Annotated in this window: 15 protein-coding genes; 14 read left to right on the top strand and 1 reads right to left on the bottom strand. The window is 67.8% G+C overall.

Annotated features, from left to right (window positions below; all coding sequences use genetic code 11):
- Nucleotides 1–389 precede the first annotated feature (389 nt).
- The 9 genes from ngcE to OG538_RS07020 all read left to right on the top strand — a co-directional run bounded on the left by ngcE (nt 390) and on the right by OG538_RS07020 (nt 12503).
- Entirely contained in the window at nt 390–1835 is a 1446-nt protein-coding gene (gene ngcE / locus OG538_RS07060; RefSeq protein WP_406091242.1) for an N-acetylglucosamine/diacetylchitobiose ABC transporter substrate-binding protein, read from the top strand.
- Nucleotides 1836–1885: 50 nt separating this feature from the next.
- The gene (locus tag OG538_RS07055; protein ID WP_406091240.1) at nt 1886–2809 is read left to right on the top strand and encodes a carbohydrate ABC transporter permease; all 924 of its coding nucleotides are present in this window, start codon (nt 1886–1888) and stop codon (nt 2807–2809) included.
- A 142-nt stretch (nt 2810–2951) separates the two neighbouring features.
- The gene (locus tag OG538_RS07050; RefSeq protein ID WP_406100021.1) at nt 2952–3818 is read left to right on the top strand and encodes a carbohydrate ABC transporter permease; all 867 of its coding nucleotides are present in this window, start codon (nt 2952–2954) and stop codon (nt 3816–3818) included.
- 215 nt (nt 3819–4033) lie between these two features.
- Nucleotides 4034–5233: an ROK family protein gene (locus OG538_RS07045; RefSeq protein ID WP_406100020.1), complete on the top strand. Its 1200-nt coding sequence runs from the start codon at nt 4034–4036 to the stop codon at nt 5231–5233.
- Nucleotides 5234–5356: 123 nt separating this feature from the next.
- Nucleotides 5357–6424, top strand: coding sequence for a sugar ABC transporter substrate-binding protein (locus OG538_RS07040; protein WP_406091238.1), 1068 nt, complete (start codon nt 5357–5359; stop codon nt 6422–6424).
- Between the two features lie 231 nt (nt 6425–6655).
- A complete protein-coding gene (locus OG538_RS07035) occupies nt 6656–7444 on the top strand; it encodes an ATP-binding cassette domain-containing protein (RefSeq protein WP_078622658.1) in 789 nt (262 codons plus the stop codon).
- The gene (locus tag OG538_RS07030; RefSeq protein WP_406091236.1) at nt 7441–8739 is read left to right on the top strand and encodes a sugar ABC transporter permease; all 1299 of its coding nucleotides are present in this window, start codon (nt 7441–7443) and stop codon (nt 8737–8739) included. Before OG538_RS07035 ends, OG538_RS07030 begins: the two co-directional genes overlap by 4 nt.
- A gap of 169 nt (nt 8740–8908) precedes the next feature.
- Nucleotides 8909–10837 (top strand): 1-deoxy-D-xylulose-5-phosphate synthase, encoded by a 1929-nt coding sequence (dxs, locus tag OG538_RS07025; RefSeq protein WP_406091234.1) that lies wholly within the window; start codon nt 8909–8911, stop codon nt 10835–10837.
- 160 nt (nt 10838–10997) lie between these two features.
- Nucleotides 10998–12503: an amino acid permease gene (locus OG538_RS07020; protein ID WP_406091232.1), complete on the top strand. Its 1506-nt coding sequence runs from the start codon at nt 10998–11000 to the stop codon at nt 12501–12503.
- Between the two features lie 57 nt (nt 12504–12560).
- On the opposite strand, the gene OG538_RS07015 is transcribed toward OG538_RS07020, so the two are convergent.
- On the bottom strand, nt 12561–13658 hold the full coding sequence (locus tag OG538_RS07015) for an LCP family protein (protein ID WP_406091230.1): 1098 nt from the start codon (nt 13656–13658) through the stop codon (nt 12561–12563).
- Nucleotides 13659–13965: 307 nt separating this feature from the next.
- On the opposite strand from OG538_RS07015, the gene OG538_RS07010 reads away from it, so the two are divergent.
- From OG538_RS07010 to OG538_RS06990, 5 genes are all read left to right on the top strand, one after another.
- Nucleotides 13966–15045, top strand: coding sequence for a hypothetical protein (locus OG538_RS07010; protein ID WP_406091228.1), 1080 nt, complete (start codon nt 13966–13968; stop codon nt 15043–15045).
- 315 nt (nt 15046–15360) lie between these two features.
- Nucleotides 15361–16854: a hypothetical protein gene (locus OG538_RS07005; protein ID WP_406091226.1), complete on the top strand. Its 1494-nt coding sequence runs from the start codon at nt 15361–15363 to the stop codon at nt 16852–16854.
- Between the two features lie 214 nt (nt 16855–17068).
- The gene (locus OG538_RS07000; RefSeq protein WP_406091224.1) at nt 17069–18259 is read left to right on the top strand and encodes a CDP-alcohol phosphatidyltransferase family protein; all 1191 of its coding nucleotides are present in this window, start codon (nt 17069–17071) and stop codon (nt 18257–18259) included.
- The gene (locus OG538_RS06995) at nt 18256–22716 is read left to right on the top strand and encodes a glycosyltransferase (RefSeq protein ID WP_406091222.1); all 4461 of its coding nucleotides are present in this window, start codon (nt 18256–18258) and stop codon (nt 22714–22716) included. The genes OG538_RS07000 and OG538_RS06995 overlap by 4 nt, the downstream gene beginning before the upstream one ends.
- 84 nt (nt 22717–22800) lie before the next feature.
- A complete protein-coding gene (locus tag OG538_RS06990) occupies nt 22801–23529 on the top strand; it encodes an Ig-like domain-containing protein (protein WP_406091220.1) in 729 nt (242 codons plus the stop codon).
- Nucleotides 23530–23534 lie beyond the last annotated feature (5 nt).

The raw sequence follows: 23534 nt of genomic DNA, 5'->3' as shown, positions 1-23534 counted from the left end.
CGGTGTGGGAATCGACCGGAATGCGGAAATCGTTACATCCGAAGGAGGCCGTGCGGTGCCGAGGTATCCGCGAGGTCTCAACTCGGGAAAGACTGCCGTCCAAACCTGCATTCGATCTTGCTCAGTTGGCGACAAGTGGACTATACCTGTCGGCGTCTGCACAGCTTCTTTCCAACTGTGCGGCAAGGGGAGACACGGGGGCAGGACAACGAGGCGCCGCAGGTGCGTCCGCTGTTCGGTCTCCTCGTGCCCCCCACTGCACCGACCAGCCAGAAATCTGTACCACCCAAGCGCAACTGACCGCGGTGGCGGGGCCCTTCGCCTGAGGCGAATATCGACGGGCGACCGGTACACACCGCCTGAGTCCTGGAGAAGGCGAGGACTTGAGCATGGGATCCACCTCCGCCCACAAGAATGAGGGCCTTGGCCGTCGCGATGTGATCAAGCGGTCTGCCGCACTCGGTCTGATCACTGTCCCGACGATGAGTTTCCTGTCCGCCTGTGCGAGCAGTGACGGCGGCAGCGACGACTCGGTCAAGAAGGGCAAGACCAGCGCGAAGAACCCGCTGGGCGTCAACGAGACGGCCGCGCTCGACGTGGTCATCTTCGACGGCGGCTTCGGCCAGCAGTACGCGATCGACGCCGAGAAGAAGTACACCGCGGCGTTCCCGAAGGCCAAGGTCAAGCACGCCGCGACGCAGAAGATCCAGTCGCAGCTGCAGCCGCGCTTCAACGGCGGTACGCCTCCGGACCTGATCGACAACTCCGGTGCCGAGCAGATGGACATGGGTGTCCTCGTCGGCAAGAAGCAGCTGCTCGACCTGACGCCGCTGATGGACGCCCCGTCCATCGACGACCCGAGCAAGAAGGTCCGCGACACCCTGCGCCCGGGTGTGCTGGAGATGGGCCAGTTCGACGGCGAGCAGGTCTGGGTCATGTACTACGCGTACACCGTGTACGGCGTCTGGTACTCGCAGACCGCGCTGGACAACCTGGACGCCCAGTACCCCGAGAACTGGGACGACATGCTCGCCCTCTGCGCGAAGGCGAAGAAGAAGGGCATCGCCGGCTGGACGTACCCGGGCAAGTACCCGTACTACCTGCCGTTCTCGCTCTACCCGTTCATCGCCAAGATCGGCGGCCGGGAGGTTCTCGACAAGATCGACAACCTTGAGCCGAACGCCTGGAAGGACCCCGCGGTCAAGGCGGCGTTCGAGGCGTACTACGAGCTGTACAAGAAGGGGTACATCCTCAAGGGCACCCCGGGCCTGACTCACATCCAGTCGCAGACCGAGTGGACCAAGGGCAAGGCGCTCTTCATCCCGAACGGTTCGTGGGTGGAGAACGAGGCGGCGCCGACCACGCCCAAGGACTTCAAGATGATGGTCGCGGCCCCCTCCGGCCTGGACTCGTCCGACAAGCTGCCGTTCGGCACCATCTGGGCCGCCGGTGGCGAGCCCTTCGTCGTCCCGGCCAAGGCGAAGAACAAGGAGGGCGGAATGGAGCAGCTGCGCATCATGCTCTCCGAGGAGTCCTCCAAGAACTTCACCAAGCAGGTCAAGTCCCTGAGCGCCTTCAACGGCGGCACCGACGGCCTGACCCTCTCCACGGCCATGCAGGCCGGTGTCGACGCGCTGAAGAAGGCCGGCGACAACGTGGTGAACCCGCGGCTGCAGGACTGGTACGCCAAGCTCCAGAAGGAGCAGATCGGCACTGCCGGCATCGGCGAGATGATGGCCGGGCGTCTGACGCCCGCCGAGGCCATCAAGAAGATCCAGGGCTTCGCGGACGCCGCGGCCAAGGACCAGTCCATCAAGCACTACCAGCACCAGTGAGTAACCGTCACCAGCGGCGGCACCCGCGGAAAGATCGGGGTCGGTAAACGATGCAGCACGGCAAGTACCGGTTCATTGTGGGGTTCTTGGTAGCCCCACTGGCGTTGTACGCGGTCTTCGTCATCTGGCCGTTCATCCAGTCCATCTACTACTCGTTCACGGACTGGACCGGCCTGAGCCCGGACTTCAAGATGGTCGGCCTCGACAACTACACGAGGATGTTCAAGGACGACATTTTCTGGAAGTCGCTGCAGCACAGCGTGCTGCTCGTGCTGCTGCTGCCGTTGGTGACGCTGGGCCTCGCGCTCTTCTTCGCCTTCATGCTCAATGTCGGAGGCCGGCGGCGTAAGAACGCCGCGGTCTCCGGCGTGCGGGGCTCGGGGTTCTACAAGATCGCCTATTTCTTCCCGCAGGTGCTCTCGATCGTCATCGTCGCCCTGCTGTTCCAGTTCGCGTACAACCCCCGCAGTGGAATGCTGAATTCGGCGCTCAAGGGAATCGGACTCGACTCCATCCAGCCGGACTGGCTGGGTGACCCGAACCTGGCGCTCATCTGCGTCATGGTCGTCCTGGTCTGGTCGACGGTCGGATTCTTCGTCGTCCTCTTCTCCGCCGGAATGGCCTCCATCCCGAAGGACTTCTACGAGGCGGCGCTCCTGGACGGGGCCAGCCGTGTCACGACGTTCTTCAAGATCACCCTGCCGCTGCTCTGGGACACGGTGCAGTCCGGGTGGGTCTACATGGGCATCCTGGCGCTCGGGGTCGAGGCGTTCACGGCCGTACAGGTCATGACCGTGGGCCCCGGTGGCCCCGACTACGCGACCTCGGTCCTGCCGCTGTACGTCTACCAGACGGCCTTCCGCGACGGTCAGGCCGGATACGCGACCACGATCGGTGTGGGGCTGCTCATCGTCACCATGGTGTTCGCCGCCATCGTGATGCGTCTGGGCCGGCGCGAGCGGCTGGAGTTCTGATGCTGTGCTTCCCGGGACGCGTTGCCCGGATCCCCAGCAGGCAAGACAGCCCGGTCCCGGCGGCCGGCTCGACAGTACGAGGTGAGCACACGTGAAGGCCACTGAAACCCCTCCCGTGGTCACGGTGACGGAACCGGCCCCCGTGTCCAAGGAGCCTGCGCAGGGCGGCAAGAAGAAGAGCGGTGAGGGCAAGGTCCTCAACGTCTTCTCGCACGGTGTGCTGATCATCTGGGCGATCCTGGTGGTCATGCCGCTGCTCTGGGCGGTCATGACCTCGTTCAAGACCGACGACTCGATCCTGTCGACGCCGTGGGCGCTGCCGGACAAGCTGCACTTCGAGAACTGGTCCCGCGCCTGGAGCCAGGCGCACATGAGTGAATACTTCTTGAACACCATCGTGGTGGTCGGGGGTTCACTCATCGGCACCCTGCTGCTCGGTTCGATGGCGGCCTACGTGCTGGCCCGGTTCGACTTCCCGGGCAACCGCTTCGTGTACTACCTGTTCATCGGCGGGATGAGCTTCCCGATCATCCTGGCGCTGGTCCCGCTGTTCTTCGTGATGAACAACATGGGGCTGCTGAACACGACGCACGGACTGATCCTGGTCTACATCGCCTACTCGCTGCCGTTCACCGTCTTCTTCCTCACCTCCTTCTTCCGGACGCTACCGACGTCCGTGGCGGAGGCGGCGATGCTCGACGGGGCCTCGCACACCCGGACGTTCTTCCAGGTGATGCTGCCCATGGCGAAGCCGGGGCTGATCAGCGTCGGCATCTTCAACTTCCTGGGGCAGTGGAACCAGTACATGCTGCCGACGGTCCTGAACAGCGACCCCGACCACCGGGTGCTCTCCCAGGGGCTGGTCGAACTGGCCAACAGCCAGGGCTACAAGGGCGACTGGTCCGGGCTCTTCGCCGGCCTCGTGATGGCGATGCTCCCCGTCCTGGCGGCCTACATCGTCTTCCAGCGGCAGGTCGTGGCCGGTCTCACCGCGGGAGCGGTGAAGTAACGCCTCAAGCGCTTTCCCCGCTGAACCACCGAACCGCCCTCCGGCAGCCTGCCGGTGGGCGGTTCGTCTGTGTAAGGGGGAGTTCGCGGAGCGTGCGGCGAGGGGGTTCCGTGCTCATCCGAGGCTTCGACTGCTCAAGGTCTTGACGGGGAGCACCCCAAAACGCTCAGCTTAGGGTTCACATGTTGGAGAATATGGCAGGAGTGAGAGAGTCGATGGAGACTCCGGGGTCGCAGACATCTCTGCATCGCGCCAACCTTGAGCGGGTCGTGCGCGCCGTACGTATGGCGGGTTCGCTCACGCAGGCGGAGATCGCCAGGAGCACTGGCCTCTCCGCGGCCACCGTCTCCAATATCGTTCGTGAACTGAAGGAGGGCGGCACCGTCGAGGTGACGCCCACCTCGGCCGGTGGCCGACGGGCTCGCAGTGTCTCGCTCAGCGGGGACGCGGGCATCGTCATCGGCGTCGATTTCGGACATACGCACCTGCGGGTGGCGGTCGGGAACCTGGCCCATCAGGTGCTCGCCGAGGAGTCCGAGCCGCTGGACGTGGACGCCTCGTCGGCCGAGGGCTTCGGCCGGGCGGAACAGCTGGTCAACCGGCTGATCGCGACCACCGGGATCAGCCCGGGCAAGGTCATCGGGGTGGGACTCGGTGTTCCCGGCCCGATCGATGTCGAGTCCGGCACGCTGGGCTCCACGTCGATCCTGCCGGGCTGGACGGGCATCAACCCCAGCGAAGAGCTCGCCGGACGCCTCGGCGTGCCGGTGTACGTCGACAACGACGCCAACCTCGGGGCGCTGGGCGAGCTGGTGTGGGGGAGCGGCCGCGGGGTCCGGGACCTGGCGTACATCAAGGTCGCCAGCGGTGTCGGGGCCGGTCTGGTGATCGACGGGCACATCTACCGGGGGCCCGGCGGCACGGCCGGCGAGATCGGCCACATCACCCTCGACGAATCGGGCCCTGTCTGCCGCTGCGGCAACCGCGGGTGCCTGGAGACCTTCACGGCCGCGCGGTACGTCCTGCCCCTGCTCCAGCCCAGCCACGGGTCCGATCTCACCATGGAGCGGGTGGTCCAGCTGGCCCGCGAGGGCGACCCCGGCTGCCGTCGGGTGATCGGTGACGTGGGGCGGCACATCGGCAGCGGGGTGGCCAACCTCTGCAATCTGCTCAACCCGAGCCGCGTCGTGCTCGGCGGCTCGCTCGCGGAGGCGGGCGAACTGGTCCTCGGGCCCATCCGCGACTCCGTGTCGCGCTATGCGATCCCCAGTGCCGCGCGACAGCTCTCGGTGCTCCCCGGCGCCCTCGGCGGGCGTGCGGAGGTGCTGGGCGCACTGGCCCTCGTTCTGAACGAGATGGGCGATTCGACCCTTTTGGAGAGCACCCTCCCCGCGGCGACGCCTGCCTTCACTTAGATAACGGATGGCACCGTTGTCATCTCGTTAAGAATTTACTCCTTGACGTCACGCCTGCGGCCGAGTTGACTCCAATCCACCTCGGCCGCAACGCTGCGGCCTCGTCAGGGAGGCACACCCGCAATGAACGCAATGACGCGACGCATCGTCATAGGCACGGCCGCCGTCTCGATGGCCGTCTCCCTCGCCGCTTGTGGCAAGGCGGGCGACGACAAGAAGGACTCTGCGGACTCGGGCAGCAAGACCAAGATCGGTCTGCTGCTCCCGGAGAACAAGACCGCTCGCTACGAGACGCTGGACAAGCCGCTGTTCATCGAAGCGGTCAAGAAGGACTGCGCGGACTGCGAGGTCGTCTACAACAACGCGGCCGGTGACGTCGGCCAGCAGAAGCAGCAGTTCGAGCAGCAGATCGCCGACGGCATCAAGGTCATCGCGATCTCCTCGGTCGACGCCGAGAAGTCCGCCGCGTGGGTTGCCGACGCACACAAGAAGGGCGTCAAGGTCGTCGCGTACGACCGCGCCATCGTCGGTGCCGACGCCTACGTCAGCCACGACAACGAGAAGATCGGCAAGCTCCAGGGCCAGGCCATCCTCGACGCCCTCGGCTCCAAGGCGGCCGGCTCCAACCTCGTCATGATCAACGGTGACGAGAAGGACCCGAACGCCGGCCTGTTCAAGAAGGGCGCCCACGCGTCCCTCGACGGCAAGGTCAAGATCGCCTACGAAGCGTCCGGCGAGTGGGACCCGAAGATCGCCGGCGAGAAGATGACCGCCGCCATCTCCTCGGTCGGCAAGGGCAAGATCAACGCCGTCTACTCCGCCAACGACGGCATGGCGGGCGGCATCATCACGTCCCTGGACAACGCCGGCATCAAGGACATCCCGGTGGGTGGCCAGGACGCCGAGCTCCCCGGTATCCAGCGGATCATCGCCGGCACGCAGACCTTCACGATCTACAAGTCGCCGAAGCAGCTCGCCCCGACGGCCGCCCAGTTCGCCGTCAACCTGCTCCAGGGCAAGGACATCGGCGCCGCCGGCAAGACGGACGGCGTTCCCTCCACGCTGCTCGAGCCGACCGTGGTGAACAAGGACAACATCGAGTCCACCGTGATCAAGGACGGCATCTACAAGGCCGCCGATGTCTGCGTCAAGGACATCGCCGCCAAGTGCACCGCACTGAACATCAAGTAGTCCCTCCTCGCGCCAGGGCCGACAGACCCTGGCGCGTACGGGTTTGATCCGCCCCGCACGGCGGAGTCCGCCCGCCCCATGACTGTCCGGCCCCGGTCGGCCCACACCCCGCTGCCGGCCGGGTGCCGGACATTCTTCCCCCAGTACTTCCAGTACGTCGACGCTGCCCCTCGTGGCGCGGCGTCTCCGCCGGTCAGGCGGCACATCCCCGCCGGTCAGGCGGCGAAGGAGATGGTTCACGTGTCACAGACGCCCGTGCTGGCGTTGCGTGGAGTCTTCAAGCGATTCGGAGCGGTCCAGGTCCTCTCCGGTGTCGATCTCGAAGTCCACGCCGGAGAAGTGGTCGCCCTCGTCGGCGACAACGGTGCAGGAAAGTCCACGCTGGTCAAGACGATCGCCGGCGTGCACCCCATCGATGAGGGAGTCATCGAGTGGGAGGGCGCGAAGGTGGACATCAGCCGTCCGCACGACGCTCAGAACCTCGGTGTCGCCACCGTCTACCAGGACCTCGCGCTCTGCGACAACCTGGACGTCGTCGCCAACCTCTTCCTCGGTCGCGAGATCAAGAAGGGTGGCGTCCTCGACGAGGTCGCCATGGAGAAGCGGGCACAGGATCTCCTGTCCACACTCTCCATCCGCATCCCCAGCGTCCGTATCCCGGTCGCCGCGCTCTCCGGCGGTCAGCGCCAGGTCGTGGCCATCGCCCGTGCCCTGGTCGGCAACCCCAAGATCGTGATCCTGGACGAGCCCACCGCGGCCCTCGGCGTCGAGCAGACCGCACAGGTCCTCGACCTGGTGGAGCGGCTGCGCGAGCAGAACCTCGGCGTCATCCTCATCAGCCACAACATGGCCGATGTGAAGGCTGTCGCCGACAAGGTCGCCGTGCTGCGACTCGGCCACAACAACGGCATCTTCCCCGTGGCGACGACCAGCCACGAAGAAATCATCGCCGCGATCACGGGCGCCACGGACAACGCCGTGACCCGCCGCAAGTCCCGCAGCGCGGAGGCATCCAAGTGAGCAACGTCAACGAGACTTCGGCCAAGGTCCCGGCCCAGGCAGAGGCCCCCGAGGCCCCCGCGGCAGCGGCCGGCGCAGTCAAGGTCGTCGACCCCCGCCTGCTCGTACGTGAGCAGGGCTTCAAGGGCTACTGGACCGAGTTCAAGCGCAAGGTGCGCTCGGGCGAGATCGGTTCGCTGCCTGTCGTCGTGGGCCTGATCATCATCGGCATCGTCTTCCAGCTCGAGACCGGCAACTTCCTCACCTCGTACAACCTCGACCAGATCACGCTGTACGCGGCCGGCCCCGGCATCATGGCCGTGGGCATCGTCTTCGTACTGCTGCTCGGCGAGATCGACCTCGCGGTCGGTTCCGTCGCGGGTCTCGCGGGTGCGGTGTGGGCCGTGGTGGGAACGGACATACCCGACTCCCTCGCCATCGTCGTCGGCATCCTGTCCGGCACGGTCATCGGCGCCTTCCACGGCATCGTCTTCGCCAAGATCGGCGTGCCCGCGTTCGTCGTGACGCTGGCGGGCTTCCTGGGCTGGGCCGGTCTGCAGACCTGGGTGATGGGCGACAAGTCCACCATCACCACCCCGCTCGGCAGCTTCGTCCGTGACCTGACCAGCTACTACTTCGCCGACGTCGCAGCCGCTTACGGCCTCGCCGTGTTCGTGATCGTCGCCTTCTACTTCGCGCAGCTGCGCGACTCGCGCCGCCGCAAGGCCGCAGAGCTGCCGAACCGCCCGCAGAGCGAGATCATCCTGCGCACGGTGCTGCTCGCCGTCCTGTGCCTCCTCGCCGCGTACGCGTTCAACCAGGAGCAGGGCCTCCCGCTCTCCCTGGTGATCTTCCTCGCGATCCTGGTCATCACCGACTTCGTTCTGCGCCGCACCACCTACGGCCGTCAGATCTTCGCGGTCGGCGGTGGCATCGAGGCAGCGCGTCGTGCCGGTATCAACGTGTCCTGGATCCGCATCTCGGTGTTCATGATCTCCGGCACGCTCGGCGCGGTCGGCGGTCTCTTCCTGGCCTCCGCGACCGGCGGCGCCGACCGTTCGCTCGGTGGCGGCAACCAGCTCATGATGTGCATCGCCGCAGCCGTCATCGGCGGTACGTCCCTGTTCGGCGGACGCGGAAAGGTCTGGTCCGCGCTGCTGGGCATCCTGGTCATCCAGTCGATCGTCCAGGGCCTCAACCAGATGAACCTGTCGTCGAACGCGATCCAGTACATGATCACCGGTGGAGTGCTCCTCATCGCCGTGATCATCGACTCGGTCTCGCGCAAGACCCAGAAGACCGCGGGCCGCGCCTGACCGCGGATCCGCAGGAGCGCCCGGCACCGCACCCCGGTGCCGGGCGCTCCTGCGTGCGCCACCCCGAGTGACGCACCACGCACCGCCCGATGAACACGGGCGCGGCCGGAACATTAGACTCGACCGGGTCCGCAGAAGTTCGATCAGGCTAGAACGCAAGGAGGCACGGGTGGCGCTGCTGACCCGCATCACGGGACCGCGCGATCTGGACCGGCTCAACCCGGAGCAGCTGGAGCAGCTCGCCGAAGAGATCCGGACCTTCCTCGTCGACGCCGTCTCCAAGACCGGCGGTCACCTCGGCCCCAACCTCGGCGTGGTCGAGCTGACCATCGCCCTGCACCGGGTCTTCGACTCGCCGAAGGACAAGGTCCTCTTCGACACCGGCCACCAGAGCTATGTGCACAAGCTCCTCACCGGCCGCCAGGACTTCTCGAGGCTCAAGAGCAAGGGCGGCCTCTCCGGCTACCCCTCCCGCGCCGAGTCCGAGCACGACGTCATCGAGAACTCGCACGCCTCCACCGTCCTCGGCTGGGCCGACGGCCTCGCCAAGGCCAACGAGGTACTGAAGAAGGACGACCACGTCGTCGCGGTCATCGGTGACGGAGCTCTCACCGGCGGTATGGCCTGGGAGGCGCTCAACAACATCGCCGCCGCCAAGGACCGCCCCCTCGTCATCGTCGTCAACGACAACGAGCGCTCCTACGCCCCGACGATCGGCGGCCTCGCCAACCATCTGGCGACCCTGCGCACCACGGACGGCTACGAGCGCTTCCTGGCCCGCGGCAAGGACCTCCTGGAGCGCACCCCCGTCGTCGGGAAGCCGCTGTACGAGACGCTGCACGGCGCCAAGAAGGGCCTCAAGGACTTCATCGCCCCGCAGGGCATGTTCGAGGACCTCGGCCTGAAGTACGTGGGCCCGATCGACGGACACGACCTGGAGGCCCTGGAGTCGGCGCTGCAGCGCGCCAAGCGCTTCGGCGGCCCCGTCATCGTGCACTGCCTGACGGAGAAGGGCCGCGGTTACACGCCCGCCCTGCTGGACGAGGCCGACCGCTTCCACGCCGTAGGCAAGATCCACCCCGACACCGGCCTGCCCGTCGCCACCTCCGGCCTCGACTGGACCTCCGTGTTCGGCGAGGAGATGGTCAAGCTCGGCAGGGAGCGCGAGGACATCGTCGCGATCACCGCGGCCATGCTCCAGCCGGTCGGCCTGACCAAGTTCGAGAAGGCCTTCCCGGACCGGATCTACGATGTCGGCATCGCCGAACAGCACGGCGCGGTCTCCGCGGCGGGCCTTGCCACCGGCGGTCTGCACCCCGTCTTCGCGGTGTACGCGACCTTCCTCAACCGTGCCTTCGACCAGGTCCTGATGGACGTCGCCCTGCACAAGTGCGGTGTGACGTTCGTCCTGGACCGGGCCGGGGTCACCGGTACGGACGGCGCGTCGCACAACGGCATGTGGGACATGTCGATCCTGCAGTGCGTGCCGTCGCTCCGGATCGCCGCCCCGCGCGACGCCGACCAGGTCCGCGCCCAGCTGCGCGAGGCCGTCGAGGTCGACGACGCCCCGACGGTCGTCCGCTTCTCCAAGGGCGCGGTCGGCCCGTCGGTCAAGGCCGTCGGCACGGTCGGCGGCATGGACGTGCTCCGTGAGCCGGCTGCCGCCCGGCCGGACGTCCTGCTCGTCTCCATCGGGGCGCTGGCTCCGATGTGCCTGGAGATCGCGGACCTGCTCGACGCCCAGGGCATCTCGACCACGGTCGTCGACCCCCGCTGGGTCAAGCCCGTGGACGAGGCCATGGCCCCGCTCGCGGCGAAGCACCGGGTCGTCGTCACCGTCGAGGACAACAGCAGGGCCGGCGGCGTGGGCTCCGCGGTCGCCCAGGCGCTGCGCGACGCCGACGTCGACGTACCGCTGCGGGACTTCGGCATCCCGCCGGTCTTCCTCGACCACGCCTCCCGCAAGGAGGTCATGGCCGAGATCGGGCTGACCGCACCGGACATCGCCCGTCAGGTCACCGGTCTGGTCGCCAGGCTCGACGGCCGCTACGAGACGGACGCGGAGAGCCGCTCCGTGGTGGAGCCCGTCCGGGACTGATCCGCGCTTCGCGCACCGATTGGGCCGGTCGCCCACCCTGTACGGGTGGTCCGACCGGCCCATTCGCGTGAAATACCGACGTGTGCGGCGTGCTGCGGGCGGTCGACGGGTCGTCGGGTCCGAATCATGGCGTGCACGACGAGTGCGTGGAGGTACGCCGGTGAGCACCCAGCAGGACCTGCCCCCCAGCGGAGACGGACTGTTCAGGACCAAGACGGTCGAACAGTCGATCCGCGACACCGAGGAGCCGGAGCACGCCCTCAAGAAATCCCTCTCCGCCCTGGACCTCACGGTCTTCGGAGTGGGGGTCATCATCGGCACCGGCATCTTCGTGCTCACCGGCAAAGTGGCCAAGGAGACGGCAGGCCCCGCTACCGCCATCGCCTTCGTGGTCGCGGGCATCGTGTGCGCCTTGGCCGCCCTCTGCTACGCGGAGTTCGCCTCCACGGTCCCGGTGGCCGGCTCGGCGTACACCTTCTCCTACGCCTCGCTCGGCGAACTGGTCGCCTGGATCATCGGCTGGGACCTGGTGCTGGAGTTCGCGCTCGGCACGGCGGTGGTGGCGGTCGGCTGGTCCGGCTACGTCCGCTCACTGATGGACAACGCCGGCTGGCACCTGCCCGACGCGCTGTCCGGTCCCGACGTGGCGGAGGGATTCGGCTTCGACGTCCTCGCCTTCACCCTTGTCCTGGTGCTGACGGTCATCCTCGTGCTCGGGATGAAGCTCTCCGCCCGGGTCACCACCGTGGTGGTCGCCATCAAGGTGACGGTGGTCCTGATCGTGATCATCGCGGGCCTCTTCTTCATCGACACCGCGAACTACTCACCCTTCATCCCCGAGGCGCAGCCCCAGACCACCGGATCGGGCCTGAACGCCCCGCTGATCCAGTTGATCTTCGGCTATTCCCCCACGAACTTCGGCGTCATGGGTATCTTCACCGCCGCCTCGGTCGTCTTCTTCGCCTTCATCGGCTTCGACGTGGTGGCCACGGCGGCCGAGGAGACCAAGCTCCCTCAGCGCGACATGCCCCGCGGCATCATGGCCTCGCTCTTCATCTGCACCGCGCTGTACGTCGCCGTATCGATCGTCGTCACCGGAATGCAGAACTACACCGAGCTTTCCGTGAGCGCCCCGCTCGCCGACGCGTTCAAGGCCGTCGGGCACCCGTTCTACGCCGGTGTCATCAGTTTCGGTGCCGCCGTCGGCCTCACCACGGTCTGCATGATCCTGCTCCTGGGGCAGACCCGGGTGTTCTTCGCGATGAGCCGTGACGGCCTGCTCCCGCGGTTCTTCTCGAAGACGCACCCGCGGTTCCGGACCCCGTACCGCCCGACCATCCTGCTCGGCGGGCTCATCGCGATCATCGCGGGCTTCACCAGCATCAACGAGCTCGCGACGCTGGTGAACATCGGCACGCTCTTCGCGTTCGTGGTCGTGGCCCTCGGCGTCATCGTCCTGCGCCGCACCCGCCCCGACCTGCACCGGGCCTTCCGCACGCCGTGGGTCCCGCTGCTCCCGATCGCCTCGGTGGCCGCCTCGGTCTGGCTGATGCTCAACCTGCCGGCGGAGACGTGGCTGCGGTTCGGCATCTGGATGGTCATCGGCGTGATCATCTACTTCTCGTACGGACGCGGGCACAGCCGGGTGAACCGCACCCGGGCATGACGCCGAAGACCCCGCCGGCCCGTACGGGCCGGCGGGGCCGGGCTGTCCTTCGCTGCGTCAGCCGCCGGTGGCGGGGGACTTCTTGGCGGACTCGGGGATCGTGGCGTCCTCGCGGACGGCCTTCCAGAGCGCGCCGGCCTGCGGCTGCGCGGCCACCACCCGGTTCGGGTCGATCTTGTCGTAGGCGACGGGGAGCATGATGGTCTCCATCGAAGCCGGGTCGACGCCGTTCATCGAGCGGGCGAAGCTGGTCAGCGACGTGAGCGACGCGAGGCCCTCGTCCGTCGTCAGCGACTTGGTCGCGGAGTTGGCGATCTTGTAGGCGCTGGTCGGGCTGCCCAGCAGGTCCTGCTTCTTGACCTCGCTGAGGAGGGCGAACAGGAACTGCTGCTGGAGACCGATGCGTCCGAGGTCGCTGCCGTCGCCGATGCCGTGCCGGGTACGGACGTAGGCGAGGGACTGGGTGCCGTCCAGCTTGTGGGGCCCGGCGGTGAGGTCGAGACCGGAGGACGAGTCGTGGATGTCCTGGGGGACGTCCACGGTGACGCCGCCGATGGCGTCGACGAGACCCTTGAACCCGGCGAAGTTGATCTCCAGGTAGTGGTCGATGCGTACGCCGGACATCTTCTCGACGGTCTTCACCACACAGGCGGGACCGACCTGGGAGTAGACGGAGTTGAACATCCTGCGGTCCGCGGAAGGCACCTCGGTCCCGTCCGCCTTGGTGCATTCGGGCCGGGTCACCAGGGTGTCGCGGGGTATGGAGATGGCGACGGCCTTGCTGCGCCCCTCGGGGATGTGCACGACCATCGCGGTGTCGGAGCGGGCCCCGCTGACGCTTCCGCCGCCGCCCAGTTCCTTGTTCTCCGCCCCGGCGCGCGAGTCCGAGCCGAGGACCAGGAGGTTCTGCCCGCTCGTCGGGAGCTTCTCGGGGCGGTCCTCGCCCAGCGCCTTGTTGATGTCGACGCCCTTGATGTTCCCGTCCAGCCGGCTGTACAGCCAGTAGGCCGTGCCACCGGCCGCGATGGCGAGAACCAGAACGGACAGCAGGATGGCCCGGCGTATGCGCTGGCCCCGCGTCCGCACACGCTTGCCCCTGCGGGACGGCGTCTCCGGAGAGCTCCGGTGTCCGGGCGTAATGGCGTCTTGGCTCATCCTGAGTGAGTCCTCACAACTTATGGCCTGGTCGGGGCGCAGGTGATGGGGTGGGACTCGGGTGGGGGGTTGAGCCGGTCCGCGTTTTCCTGGTGAGTGAGCACTATAGACAGTCGATCTGGTGTACGTACGAAGTCTGTGGCGTGACTGTGACATAGCGGGCGGACGGCGGAGCCGGGCGGCGGCGGCGATTTCGTACGGCAGTGAGCCCTGGGAGAGGCTTCCGTGCAGGGGCTTTAGGATGTGACAGCTTCGAAACACTGTGCGAGTTGTCGGAATTCAGTTCTCGAAAAGGTGATCACAGACCATGCCCGGACAGGATGCCCGTGCGACCTCGAAGGTCGTGCCTGAAGCCGAGGCGCTCCGCGGCATCTGGCTCACCCGGGGGAAGGACGGCAGGCTCACCGCGTTCGTCGCCGGCGACGGCGGGCTGCGGCGCTGGACCGAGGACCGTCCGGGGGGCCCTGGATGGGGCACTCCGGACGACGTACCGACACCGCGTCTCACGCACCTGTCCGTGACCCAGAACGCCGACGCCTACGTGCACCTCGTCGGCCGCCGCGAACAGAAGGTGGCCGGCGGTGACGTCGCCGTCGACATCGTGCACGCGATCCAGTACCAGACGGGCCGCCCGACATCGGCCTGGAATCCCTTGGGCACCCCGCACAAGGAAGCCCACCGGGGCGGCGCGCTCGGCGCGCCCGTCACCGTCGTCAGCCGGCCCGGCGAGCTGCACATCGCCGTCCGCGACGGTGACGGCGGCATGAGGCTGCTCCGGGAGAAGCCCGGCGGCAAATGGGGCGTCTGGGGAGTCCTGCACGGCAAGCACGTCAAAGGCGAACCCGCCGTGGTCGCGCTCAGCTCCGGTTGCGTCACGGTCCTCGCCGCGACGGACGAGGGTGCGCTGCACTGGGAGCAGGCGGAGCCCAGCGGCCGCTGGGGCGGGTCCGAGCGCCTGGGGATCACGCTGAGGCCCGGTTCGCTGGCCGCGCTGGAGACGGCTCCCGGCCGTGCCACGTACTACGGGACCGATCCGGCCGGCGGTGTCGTCGCCTTTCGTGCCGACGCCGGGCCCATGCCGCTCGGCGGCGCCCCGGGCGACGGTGCGCAGGCCGTGATCCGCACGGTTCTGGACGGCTTCGACTGCACGGTGCTGGCCCATCGCGGTGCGAACGGCTGTGCTGTCGTCGGCGTCGGGGTGACGGAGAAGGAAGGCGACGGCGTGTGGTGGTCCGACACCGGAGTGCCCTGCCTGACCACTCCGGCACTGATGCACGATGCCCGGGGCCGGGTGGTGATGGCGGTGGCCGGTGCGGACGGCGCCCCGCGCGTGGCGCGGCAGACGGACGGGCCGGGGCTGAGCTTCGAGCAGTGGCGTGAGCTGTGACCGGTTCGGCTGATCGCCCGACCGCGGTTGATCGTCCCGATGCTCTCGTTGGCATCAATTGCTGCCGTAGATGCCAAAATTGATCACACCTGCCGGGATCAATCGGATACTGGACCACTATGGGGAGATTTTCCGACCGGAAGAAAGAGTGCATATCTTCTGGTAAGCCGGAGTGACCGTGAAGCTCCGGATCCGCACATGAGGGGGGGCGTCGGGAGCATGGCACGCAGAGGGGAGCGCGGGTCGGACCGTGGCACGCCGGCACCGGCGCGCACGGCACGGCCTTCGGCGCGTGGCTCCGGGGGGTTGGTGATCGTGGTCGCCACCCCGGGCGATGCCCTGGACCTGTTGGCGCTGGAGGAGAGTGGCGCGACGGTCGACATCGTCTGTGCGCAGCCGGGAACACCGGAGGAACGGGCGGCGCTCGACCACGCCGTCACGGACGGCGTGCGGCGCGGTGTCCAGGTGCGGACGGACCCCTGGGTCATCGATGCCGAGGTGGGGAAGATGACAGCGCTCGTGCGCGACGCCCTGCGGGAGCTGCGTCCCCTGCGGGTGAGCACCCTCGATCCGGATCCCGCACATGCCTCGTTCGACCTGGAGACCAAGCGTCCGGTGATCACCGAGCCGCCGCTGCGCGGCAGTGTGGCGCGCGCGACGATCTCTGCGGCCCGTACGTACCAGCGGGAATCCGGATCTCCGGTGTTCGTGCAGTGCTACCGGGCGGGTTCGGACCCGCACCTGGGCGCACATGCCTGTGCGCGCCATGCGCAGCCGACGCGATGGCTGGTCAGAGGCATGGACGGGCGGCTCTCCGCATACCTTCCGTCCGCGGCCGGGGTGCTGCGCTGGACGGAGCACGTCGCGGGCGGGGGCGAGTGGGGCGGACCGGAACTTCTCGACGGGCCCGACCTCCTTCCCGGTCTCGCCGTCGTGCAGGACGCCAACGGCTATGTGCACCTCTTCGGTCTGCGCCGGATGAAGCGCGCGGACGGCAAGGACCACGTCGACGTGGTGCAGACGACCCAGTACCAGAGCGGGCGTCCCATCGGCCCCTGGCACTCGGTGGGGAACCCGAACGGCAACGACCGTGCCAAGGGCCGGGAGGTCGGATTCCCCGCTGTGGTCTTCGACACCGAGGGAAACCTGCACGTCTTCGTACGGAACTTCGGGCACGGGGTCAGCACCCGCCGGCAGTCACCGGACGGGCGGTGGAGCGGCTGGCAGCACCTGCGTGGCATGCCGGTCGCCGATGAGCTGATCGCGCTGCCCGGACGTCTCGGCGGTGCCGAGGTCTGGGCACGGGCCAGGGACACGGCGGCGGCGGTCCGCTGGCACCGGGAGACCCCTTCGGGCGACTGGGTGCTGGACTCGACGAGCTCCATCAGCCCCCGCCCCGGCTCGCTGTCGGCGGCGCCCGAGTCGGGCACGCTGCGCTATCGCTACTCCGGTACCAACGAGGTGTGCGTGGAGGTCGGCGGCGTCGGCGCGGTCGGACTGGGCGGCCTGGACGGTACGGGCCCGGTCGCCGCGGTCGCCGGTGTGGAGATCCAGGGCTGGAGTTGCACGGTGCTGGCGCGCTCGGGGCAGTCGGGCGCCTGCTCGGTGGGGGCGCACGCGGACGGCCGGCCCGACAGCGGCGTGTGGTGGTTCGACGCGGGCGAGGCGTCGATGGTGCCTCCGGCCGTGGCTGCCGACGGCCGCGGCAGGGCGGTTCTCGCACTGCTGGGAACCGACGGCCGGCTGAGACTCGCACGCCAGGAACCGGATGCGAGTGGTCTTGCCTTCACCTCGTGGATCACCGCGTAGCCGAGAATCCCCCGAGCGTCCCTGGCGTCGACTTTCGTCCGTGCGACCGCTATTGGCAACTTTTGGTTTGACCTTGAACTTGCTATGGTCTCATCCTGTCTTTATGTGGATCATCGGTGAATCTGATGTGTCCATCATGTGAACGCCCCTTGATTGCGACTTCTTGCAGGCCTATGGGGCTGCGTTGCTCACGCTGAGCCGGGTCTGAGGGGTTATGGGGAAACTGTCGCTGCGCGCTGTGCAGAAGCTGACGTGCAAGAAGCGCGACGCCTGGTGGACGGTTCTCCTGGTTGACCCCATCGCCACCCGCATGCTCATCGGGATGGCCAAGTTCAAGTTCATCACCCCGAACAGGGTCACCTGGGGTGCGCTCTTCGTCGGGCTCGGCTCCGCGTACTTCTTCCTCAAGGGCGACACCCTGTCGCTCGTCATCGGCGCGGCGCTCTACCACCTGAGCTTCATCCTCGACTGCATCGACGGCAAGCTCGCCCGTCTCAAGGGCAACGGCAGCGTCTTCGGAGGCTGGCTCGACTACGTCTTCGACCGCATCAGGGTGCTCTTCTGCGCACTCGCCCTCATGGGCGGCCAGTACCTGCGTACGCACAACGAGCTCTACCTCCTCGCCGCGCTCGCCGTCGTCTTCCTCGACATGCTCCGGTACGTCGACGCCCTGCAGATCTACAAGATGCGCATGTCCATGCGCATGAAGATCGAGAAGGTCACGCTGGAGCGCAAGGCGCTGGAGGACGAGCAGGCCGAACGGGACGCGACCGGCGCCACGCTGCAGGGAGGGCCCGCGCCCGAGCAGCCCAAGGTGGTCTTCATCGAGGACCTGCTCAGGGAGAACCCCGGCGTCGAGGCCGACGTCCTCAAGCAGCAGGGCGGCGAAGTGGTCGACCTGCACGCCCAGTTCCGGCACCGCTTCCCCTGGTACACCCGCTTCCGCCAGGCCCTGTTGCGCAGCCGGATCAGGCCGCACCTCATCAGCGGCATCGAGTTCCAGATGTTCATCTTCATCGTGGCGCCCCTGATCGGTCAGATCCTGTGGACGACGGCCGTGTCCGCTGCGGCGCTCGGCCTCTTCGAGCTCGTGATCATGTACAAGTTCTGGCTGTCCACCCGTGACTTCACCCGGCTGATGGACGAGCTCGCCACCAAGCCGTCCAACGCCGGTGTGATCGCGGAGCACCTGCACCGCGGACGCCACCGCAGGGCCGGCGAACCGGGCGACGTCATCGACGATGAGCGGGCGGTCCTGGTCCAGCAGTTCCCGCTCCCCGAAATGGACGACGACCTGGGGTTCCAGCCCTACCCCCAGCCGTACGCGCCGCATGCCCAGGACATCGAGACGCAGCAGCTGCGAACGCTGCCCTACTGGGCGGAGAGCGAAGGGTCCGTACGATGAGTTCGCCCGCCGACCCCTCCCTCCGCACCGTGTCGGTGGTCGTTCCGGCCTACAACGCGAGCGCCACGCTCGGCCGGGCCCTCCAGTCCGTCCTGGCCCAGACGCACCGCGCCCTCGAAGTGATCGTCGTGGACGACGCGTCGACCGACGGGACCCTCCAGGCCGCCCGCGAATTCGCCGCGGGTGACCACCGCGTAAAGATCATCGAACGCGCGCAGAACAGCGGCGGCGTCGGTGCCCCGCGCAACAACGGCATCAACGCCGCCACCGGCCAGTACGTGATGTTCCTGGACGCCGACGACGAACTCCCGCTCAAGGCCTGCGAGACCCTGCTCGAATCCGCGCTCGCCACCGGCGCCGACATCACCGCGGGCCGCGCGCTGCGCGTGAACCTCGCCAAGGAAGAGATCACGGTCTGGCAGCCCCAGCTGTACGGCACCGACCGCACCGTCGAGGGCGGGCTGCGCGCGATGCCCGAGCTCTTCGACGACCCCATCGCCGCAGCGAAGCTGTACCGGCTGGACTTCCTGCTCGACCACGGCATCCGTTTCCCCGAAGAGGTCTTCTTCGAGGACACCTACTTCTCCACCGTCGCCTGGTACCGCGCCCGCTCCCTCACCCTGCTCGCCGCCCCCGTCTACCGGTGGATCTGGGAGCGCGACACCGACACCCCCTCCATCACCAACCGGCGCGGCGAACTGCGCAGCATCCGTGACCGGGTGCTGGTGCACCAGTACGCGGACGCCTTCCTGATCCATCAGGGAGCACAGGACCTGCTGGCGCACAAGGCCGCCAAATTCCTCTCGCACGACCTTCGGCTGTACACGCCCGAACTGAGGGCAGGCGACGAGGAGTTCCGGTCGGGGTTCGCCGGCTTCGTCGCGCCGTATCTGAAGACCCTTCCCCTGGCGGTCTACGACCTGTGCGGCCCACTGGAGCGGGTACGGGCCTTCAGCCTGCTGCACGCACGGGTCGACATCGCGCTCACCGTCTCCGACTACACACAGCGGCGCAGCGTGCTCAGCTCCGACCTGGTGCGACGCGACGACAGGGTCTACTGGTCCGCCGCGCTGCTCGGCAGGCCGCACGCCGAGCGCTTCCTGGACGTGACCGATCTCGATCTGGCCGGCAACAGCCTGTCCGACTCCAGGCTGTTCAACCAGGCCACCCTGGTGGAGATCCGTGACAGCACGCTCCACGTCACCGGCTACATCCGCAACCAGTTCGGCAGGGTGGGCCCGAAGGACAAGCTCGAACTGACCGCCGTACTGCGCCGCCGCAGCACGAAGGCCGATCACACCTTCGAGGTGACCGGCGTGGATGTGGACGAGGAGTTCATCAGGTACCACACCATGGTGGACCTCGACTCCACCCTCGGCGCCGCGGGCCGTGCCGGTAACTGGAACCTGTTCGTACAGATGCGGCACGCGGGGGAGCGCGCCACCACCGCCGTCGCGGTGACCGGGCTCGACATCGAGCGGGAGCGGTACCGCGGTCCGGACGACACGTACGAGATCTACGAGACGGTCAGCGGAAACCTCGCGCTGCGCCCCGAGACCGCCGAGCAGCAGACCACCGATCACCCGCGCGGAACCCCGTGGCTGTGGTGGGAGGGCGGACCGGCTGCCGAGGCGGCGGCGACCCCGGAGGCGTACGCCTGCGCGCTCGTCGTGCACTGCCACAACGACGAGTACAACCTGTTCGAGTTCCTCAGCTCCCTGCTCGCGCAGCGGGAGTTCGCCGCGACCCAGGTGATCTTCGTCGACGACGGCTCCACCGACGCCACGTCCGCGCAGCTCGCCGAGTTCGCGGCCTACCACGGCAACGTCGAGGTGGTCCCGCAGATCAGGCTGGGGGCGCGTTCGAGCTACGACAACGGGCTCCGTTACGTGCGCGCCCCTTACGTGACGTTCTCCCGGGCGCAGGACATCCTCGGCGAGAACTGCATGGGACGGCTGGTGGCCGCGGCCCGACGGTGCAAGGCCGACGTGGTGGTCGGCGACCAGGACAACTTCCCCGGGCCGCGCGCCGGCGGTGACGCGCCGTGGACACGCTATTTCGGCGCGAAGGCGCCCCGGATCGAGCGGCTGGAGGACGCCCCGTACCTGATCTTCTCCACGGAGCTGGGCGCCAAGCTCTTCCGGACCTCGCTGCTGCGCCGGCACGGACTGCGCAGCGGTCACGGTCCCGGCTTCGAGGACGCCTGGCTGGCGGTGCCGGCCATGCTGCACGCGCGGACCGTGACCACCGCGCCGACGGCCACCTGGTTCGTCCGTGATCCGGAGCGCAGGGACTCCCTGTTCGACCTGACGTGGAACGATCCGGTCAAGACCCAGGAGCTGATCCGCCTCTGCCGCCACCTCATCCGGATGACCGACCGGCTGAACGTGCGCACCGCCCGGCTGGCCATGCGTTTCGTGGTCCGCTCCATGCAGCCGCACCTGCGCAACATCCACCGGATCATGAGCCGCACGGAGATAGCCGGGATCTTCCCGGTCCTGGTCGACATCTACCGGCCGATACCCGACGACCTGATCCTGCAGTACGCGGGCGTGCCGATGTCGCGCCTCCAGCACCACGCGGTGCGCACGGACAACTACGAGCTGTTCTGCGACCCGTACGCCAAACCCGACTACCTGCCCCACCTCCTCGTCGACGACGCGGGCATGCACCGCCGTCTCGAAGCGGACCGCACCGAGACGTCGCTGCTGCGCGTCGACCGGCACAAGGCCGTGCTGGAGACCTTCGTCCCCGACGGTGAGGACCTTCACTTCGAAGGGCTGTTGGTCCTCTCAGGCGTCGACATCTCCCAGCTGTTCGACAACCGCCTCGAACTGGTGCTGAGCGACGGCCGGCACGAGACCGGACTCCCGGTCGAACAGGTCTACCGGCGCGACCGCTGGCGCGCCCGCAACGAACAGGACTGGTACGCGGGCTGGCGCGCCACCGCCCGCCCCGGCGACCTCACCGCGCTCTCCAACCGTGACCTGACCCTGCGGATACGTGTCCACGACGGCGAACGCACCCATGACATCGCCATCGAGGCCCGTCAGATGCTGCACCGCTTCAAGGGCGTGCACCGCTCCGGCCGGGCCCGGGTGCGCCTGTCCGTGTCCGCCGGCGAGACCGTCTCCCTGCGCAGGATCAGCGGCCGGTTCCGCAGGGGCCGGTACGCGCTGCGACGCCTGTGCGAAGAGGTGCGCAACTCCCTTCCGGGCCGTACCGGCTGGCGCACCCGGCTGCTGTACTGGCTGATGTATCCGAAGCTTCACGGCAAGGACATCTGGATCATCGGCGAGCGAGAGGACACCGCGCAGGACAACTCGTACCACCTGTTCAAGTGGATCAGGGAGAACGAGCCGAAGCGCAAGGTGTACTACGCCATCAACGGCGACTCCCCGGACCGCGGGAAGATCGACCACCTGGGCAGGGTCATCGACCGGCTGTCCTGGAAGTACCGCGCCTACCTGCTCCACGCGACCCGGCTCATCAACGCCTACGACCTGGAGGCCTATCTCGGTTTCCCGGGCCTGTCCAAGCGCGCCTTCCTGCGCGGGTACGGTGACCTGCTGCGCTACAAGCGGGTCTTCCTCCAGCACGGCGTCGTCTACAACGACGTCGTCGGGTCCATCCACGCGCAGGTCACGAACGTCGACATGGTCCTCACCACGGGCCGCAGCGAGCGCGCCTACTACGCCGAGCACTGCGGCTACGGGTACGACCGGGTGGCCGCGACCGGCCTGCCGCGCTACGACGCCCTCGAACCGGTCGCAGGACCGCGCAATGTCCTGGTCATGCCCACCTGGCGACGCGACATCGTGGCCCCGTCGTACAACAAGGCGGCCAAGCCCGAGATCCCGTTCGCGGCCTCGGAGTACTACCGGTTCTTCTCCGCGCTGCTTCGTGACGAGAGGCTGCTCGGCGCCCTCCAGCACTACGGCGTGGAGCTGGAGTTCATGCCGCACTACGAGATCCGTCCGTACTTGAAGCACTTCCGGATCGACCACCCGTCCATCACGGTCTCCTCGACCGGCCGGGACGTACAGCTGGCCATGCGGGAGTGCTCCATGCTCGTGACCGACTACTCGTCGGTCTTCTTCGACGTCGCGTACATGGGAAAGCCGATCGTCTACACGAACTTCGACGACGAGGCGTTCTACAGCAAGCACTACAAGCGCGGGTACTTCGACCTGGCGCGCGACGGCTTCGGTCCGGCGTGCGGCACCGTCGACCGGGCGGTGGACGAGATCATCGCCTCGATCGCCCGCGGCTTCGAGGTCGAACCCGAATACCGGCGCCGCGCGGAGGAGTTCTTCGTCCTGCGCGACACCAACAACTGCTCCCGCGCCTTCGACGTCATCGATTCGATGGACGCCACGGCGGGCGGGGACCCGGGGCGGATGTCGGTGCCGCTCGTCATGGGGCGGCCCGAGGAACAGCAGCGTGAGAGGGCGTGACGACGTGGAGTACGTGAGGGAATCGTGGCACGGGACCCGTGCGGTCGGTCGTGTCGCCACCGCAGGGACGGGCGGGGCGGCGCTGTGAACGACTGGTACCCACTCGTCCGCGCCACGGTGGCGCACCCCGGGATACCGCAGTTCGGCGGCGTCCTGGAACTCTTCGCCGATGTCGACCCGGCCCTGCCGGTCGTTCCCGGTCAGGAGATCGGCCTCGGTCTCTCGCTGACCCCGGCGGGCGGCGTCTACCGGACGTACGGGTATCTGCTCGACGACCTGCTCGGTGACATCGCGACGATGCCCCGCCACCCCGGCATGAGCCACTTGGAGAACGGGCGATTCGCCACCTACGTGAGCGGTGTCGAGCCCCGCGTGCTGAACTGCCTCGTCCGGGTGAACGACGACGCCCCGGAGGGGGCTGTGCTGTTGCCCCGGGTGAGCATCGGCCTGATGCCGAGTCAGGGCGACAAACTGGTGTCGTCGCCCATCCTGTCCGACAACGGATTCCGGGTCCGCCGGCACACGGTGCCCGGACAGAGCATGGTGTTGCGCCAGGGAGGCCGCGCCGTCCTGCCGGCCGGACACACCCCCGTCGCCGGGCTGCGGCTCGTGGGGGTGGGCCTCGCCAGGCACGGCGTACTCACCTGCGGTGCCGACGGCAGTGTGGTCTACGAGGCCGAGCCGTCACACGTGGGCTATGACTCGTTCGAATTGTGTTACGAGGATGTGCGGGGCTACCGCACCTGGTCCGAGGTGGCCATACAGATCGGTGAATTCGGATCATCGCCCGGGCCGATTCCCAGCTACAGCTGAACACT

Origin of the sequence: Streptomyces sp. NBC_01013 (assembly GCF_045162765.1) — a bacterium.
GTDB lineage: Bacteria > Actinomycetota > Actinomycetes > Streptomycetales > Streptomycetaceae > Streptomyces.
The sequence above is the reverse complement of the archived record's forward strand: the minus strand, read 5'-3'. Positions and strand labels throughout refer to the sequence as shown.

Bases quoted from the DNA above. Each gene is read 5' to 3' on its own strand.
- OG538_RS07035 (WP_078622658.1), top strand. From the start codon at position 6,656: ATGGTTCACGTGTCACAGACGCCCGTGCTGGCGTTGCGTGGAGTCTTC.
- OG538_RS07055 (WP_406091240.1), top strand. From the start codon at position 1,886: ATGCAGCACGGCAAGTACCGGTTCATTGTGGGGTTCTTGGTAGCCCCA.
- OG538_RS07015 (WP_406091230.1), bottom strand. From the start codon at position 13,658: ATGAGCCAAGACGCCATTACGCCCGGACACCGGAGCTCTCCGGAGACG.
- OG538_RS07010 (WP_406091228.1), top strand. From the start codon at position 13,966: ATGCCCGGACAGGATGCCCGTGCGACCTCGAAGGTCGTGCCTGAAGCC.
- ngcE (WP_406091242.1), top strand. From the start codon at position 390: ATGGGATCCACCTCCGCCCACAAGAATGAGGGCCTTGGCCGTCGCGAT.
- OG538_RS06995 (WP_406091222.1), top strand. From the start codon at position 18,256: ATGAGTTCGCCCGCCGACCCCTCCCTCCGCACCGTGTCGGTGGTCGTT.
- OG538_RS07000 (WP_406091224.1), top strand. From the start codon at position 17,069: ATGGGGAAACTGTCGCTGCGCGCTGTGCAGAAGCTGACGTGCAAGAAG.
- OG538_RS07045 (WP_406100020.1), top strand. From the start codon at position 4,034: ATGGAGACTCCGGGGTCGCAGACATCTCTGCATCGCGCCAACCTTGAG.
- OG538_RS07040 (WP_406091238.1), top strand. From the start codon at position 5,357: ATGAACGCAATGACGCGACGCATCGTCATAGGCACGGCCGCCGTCTCG.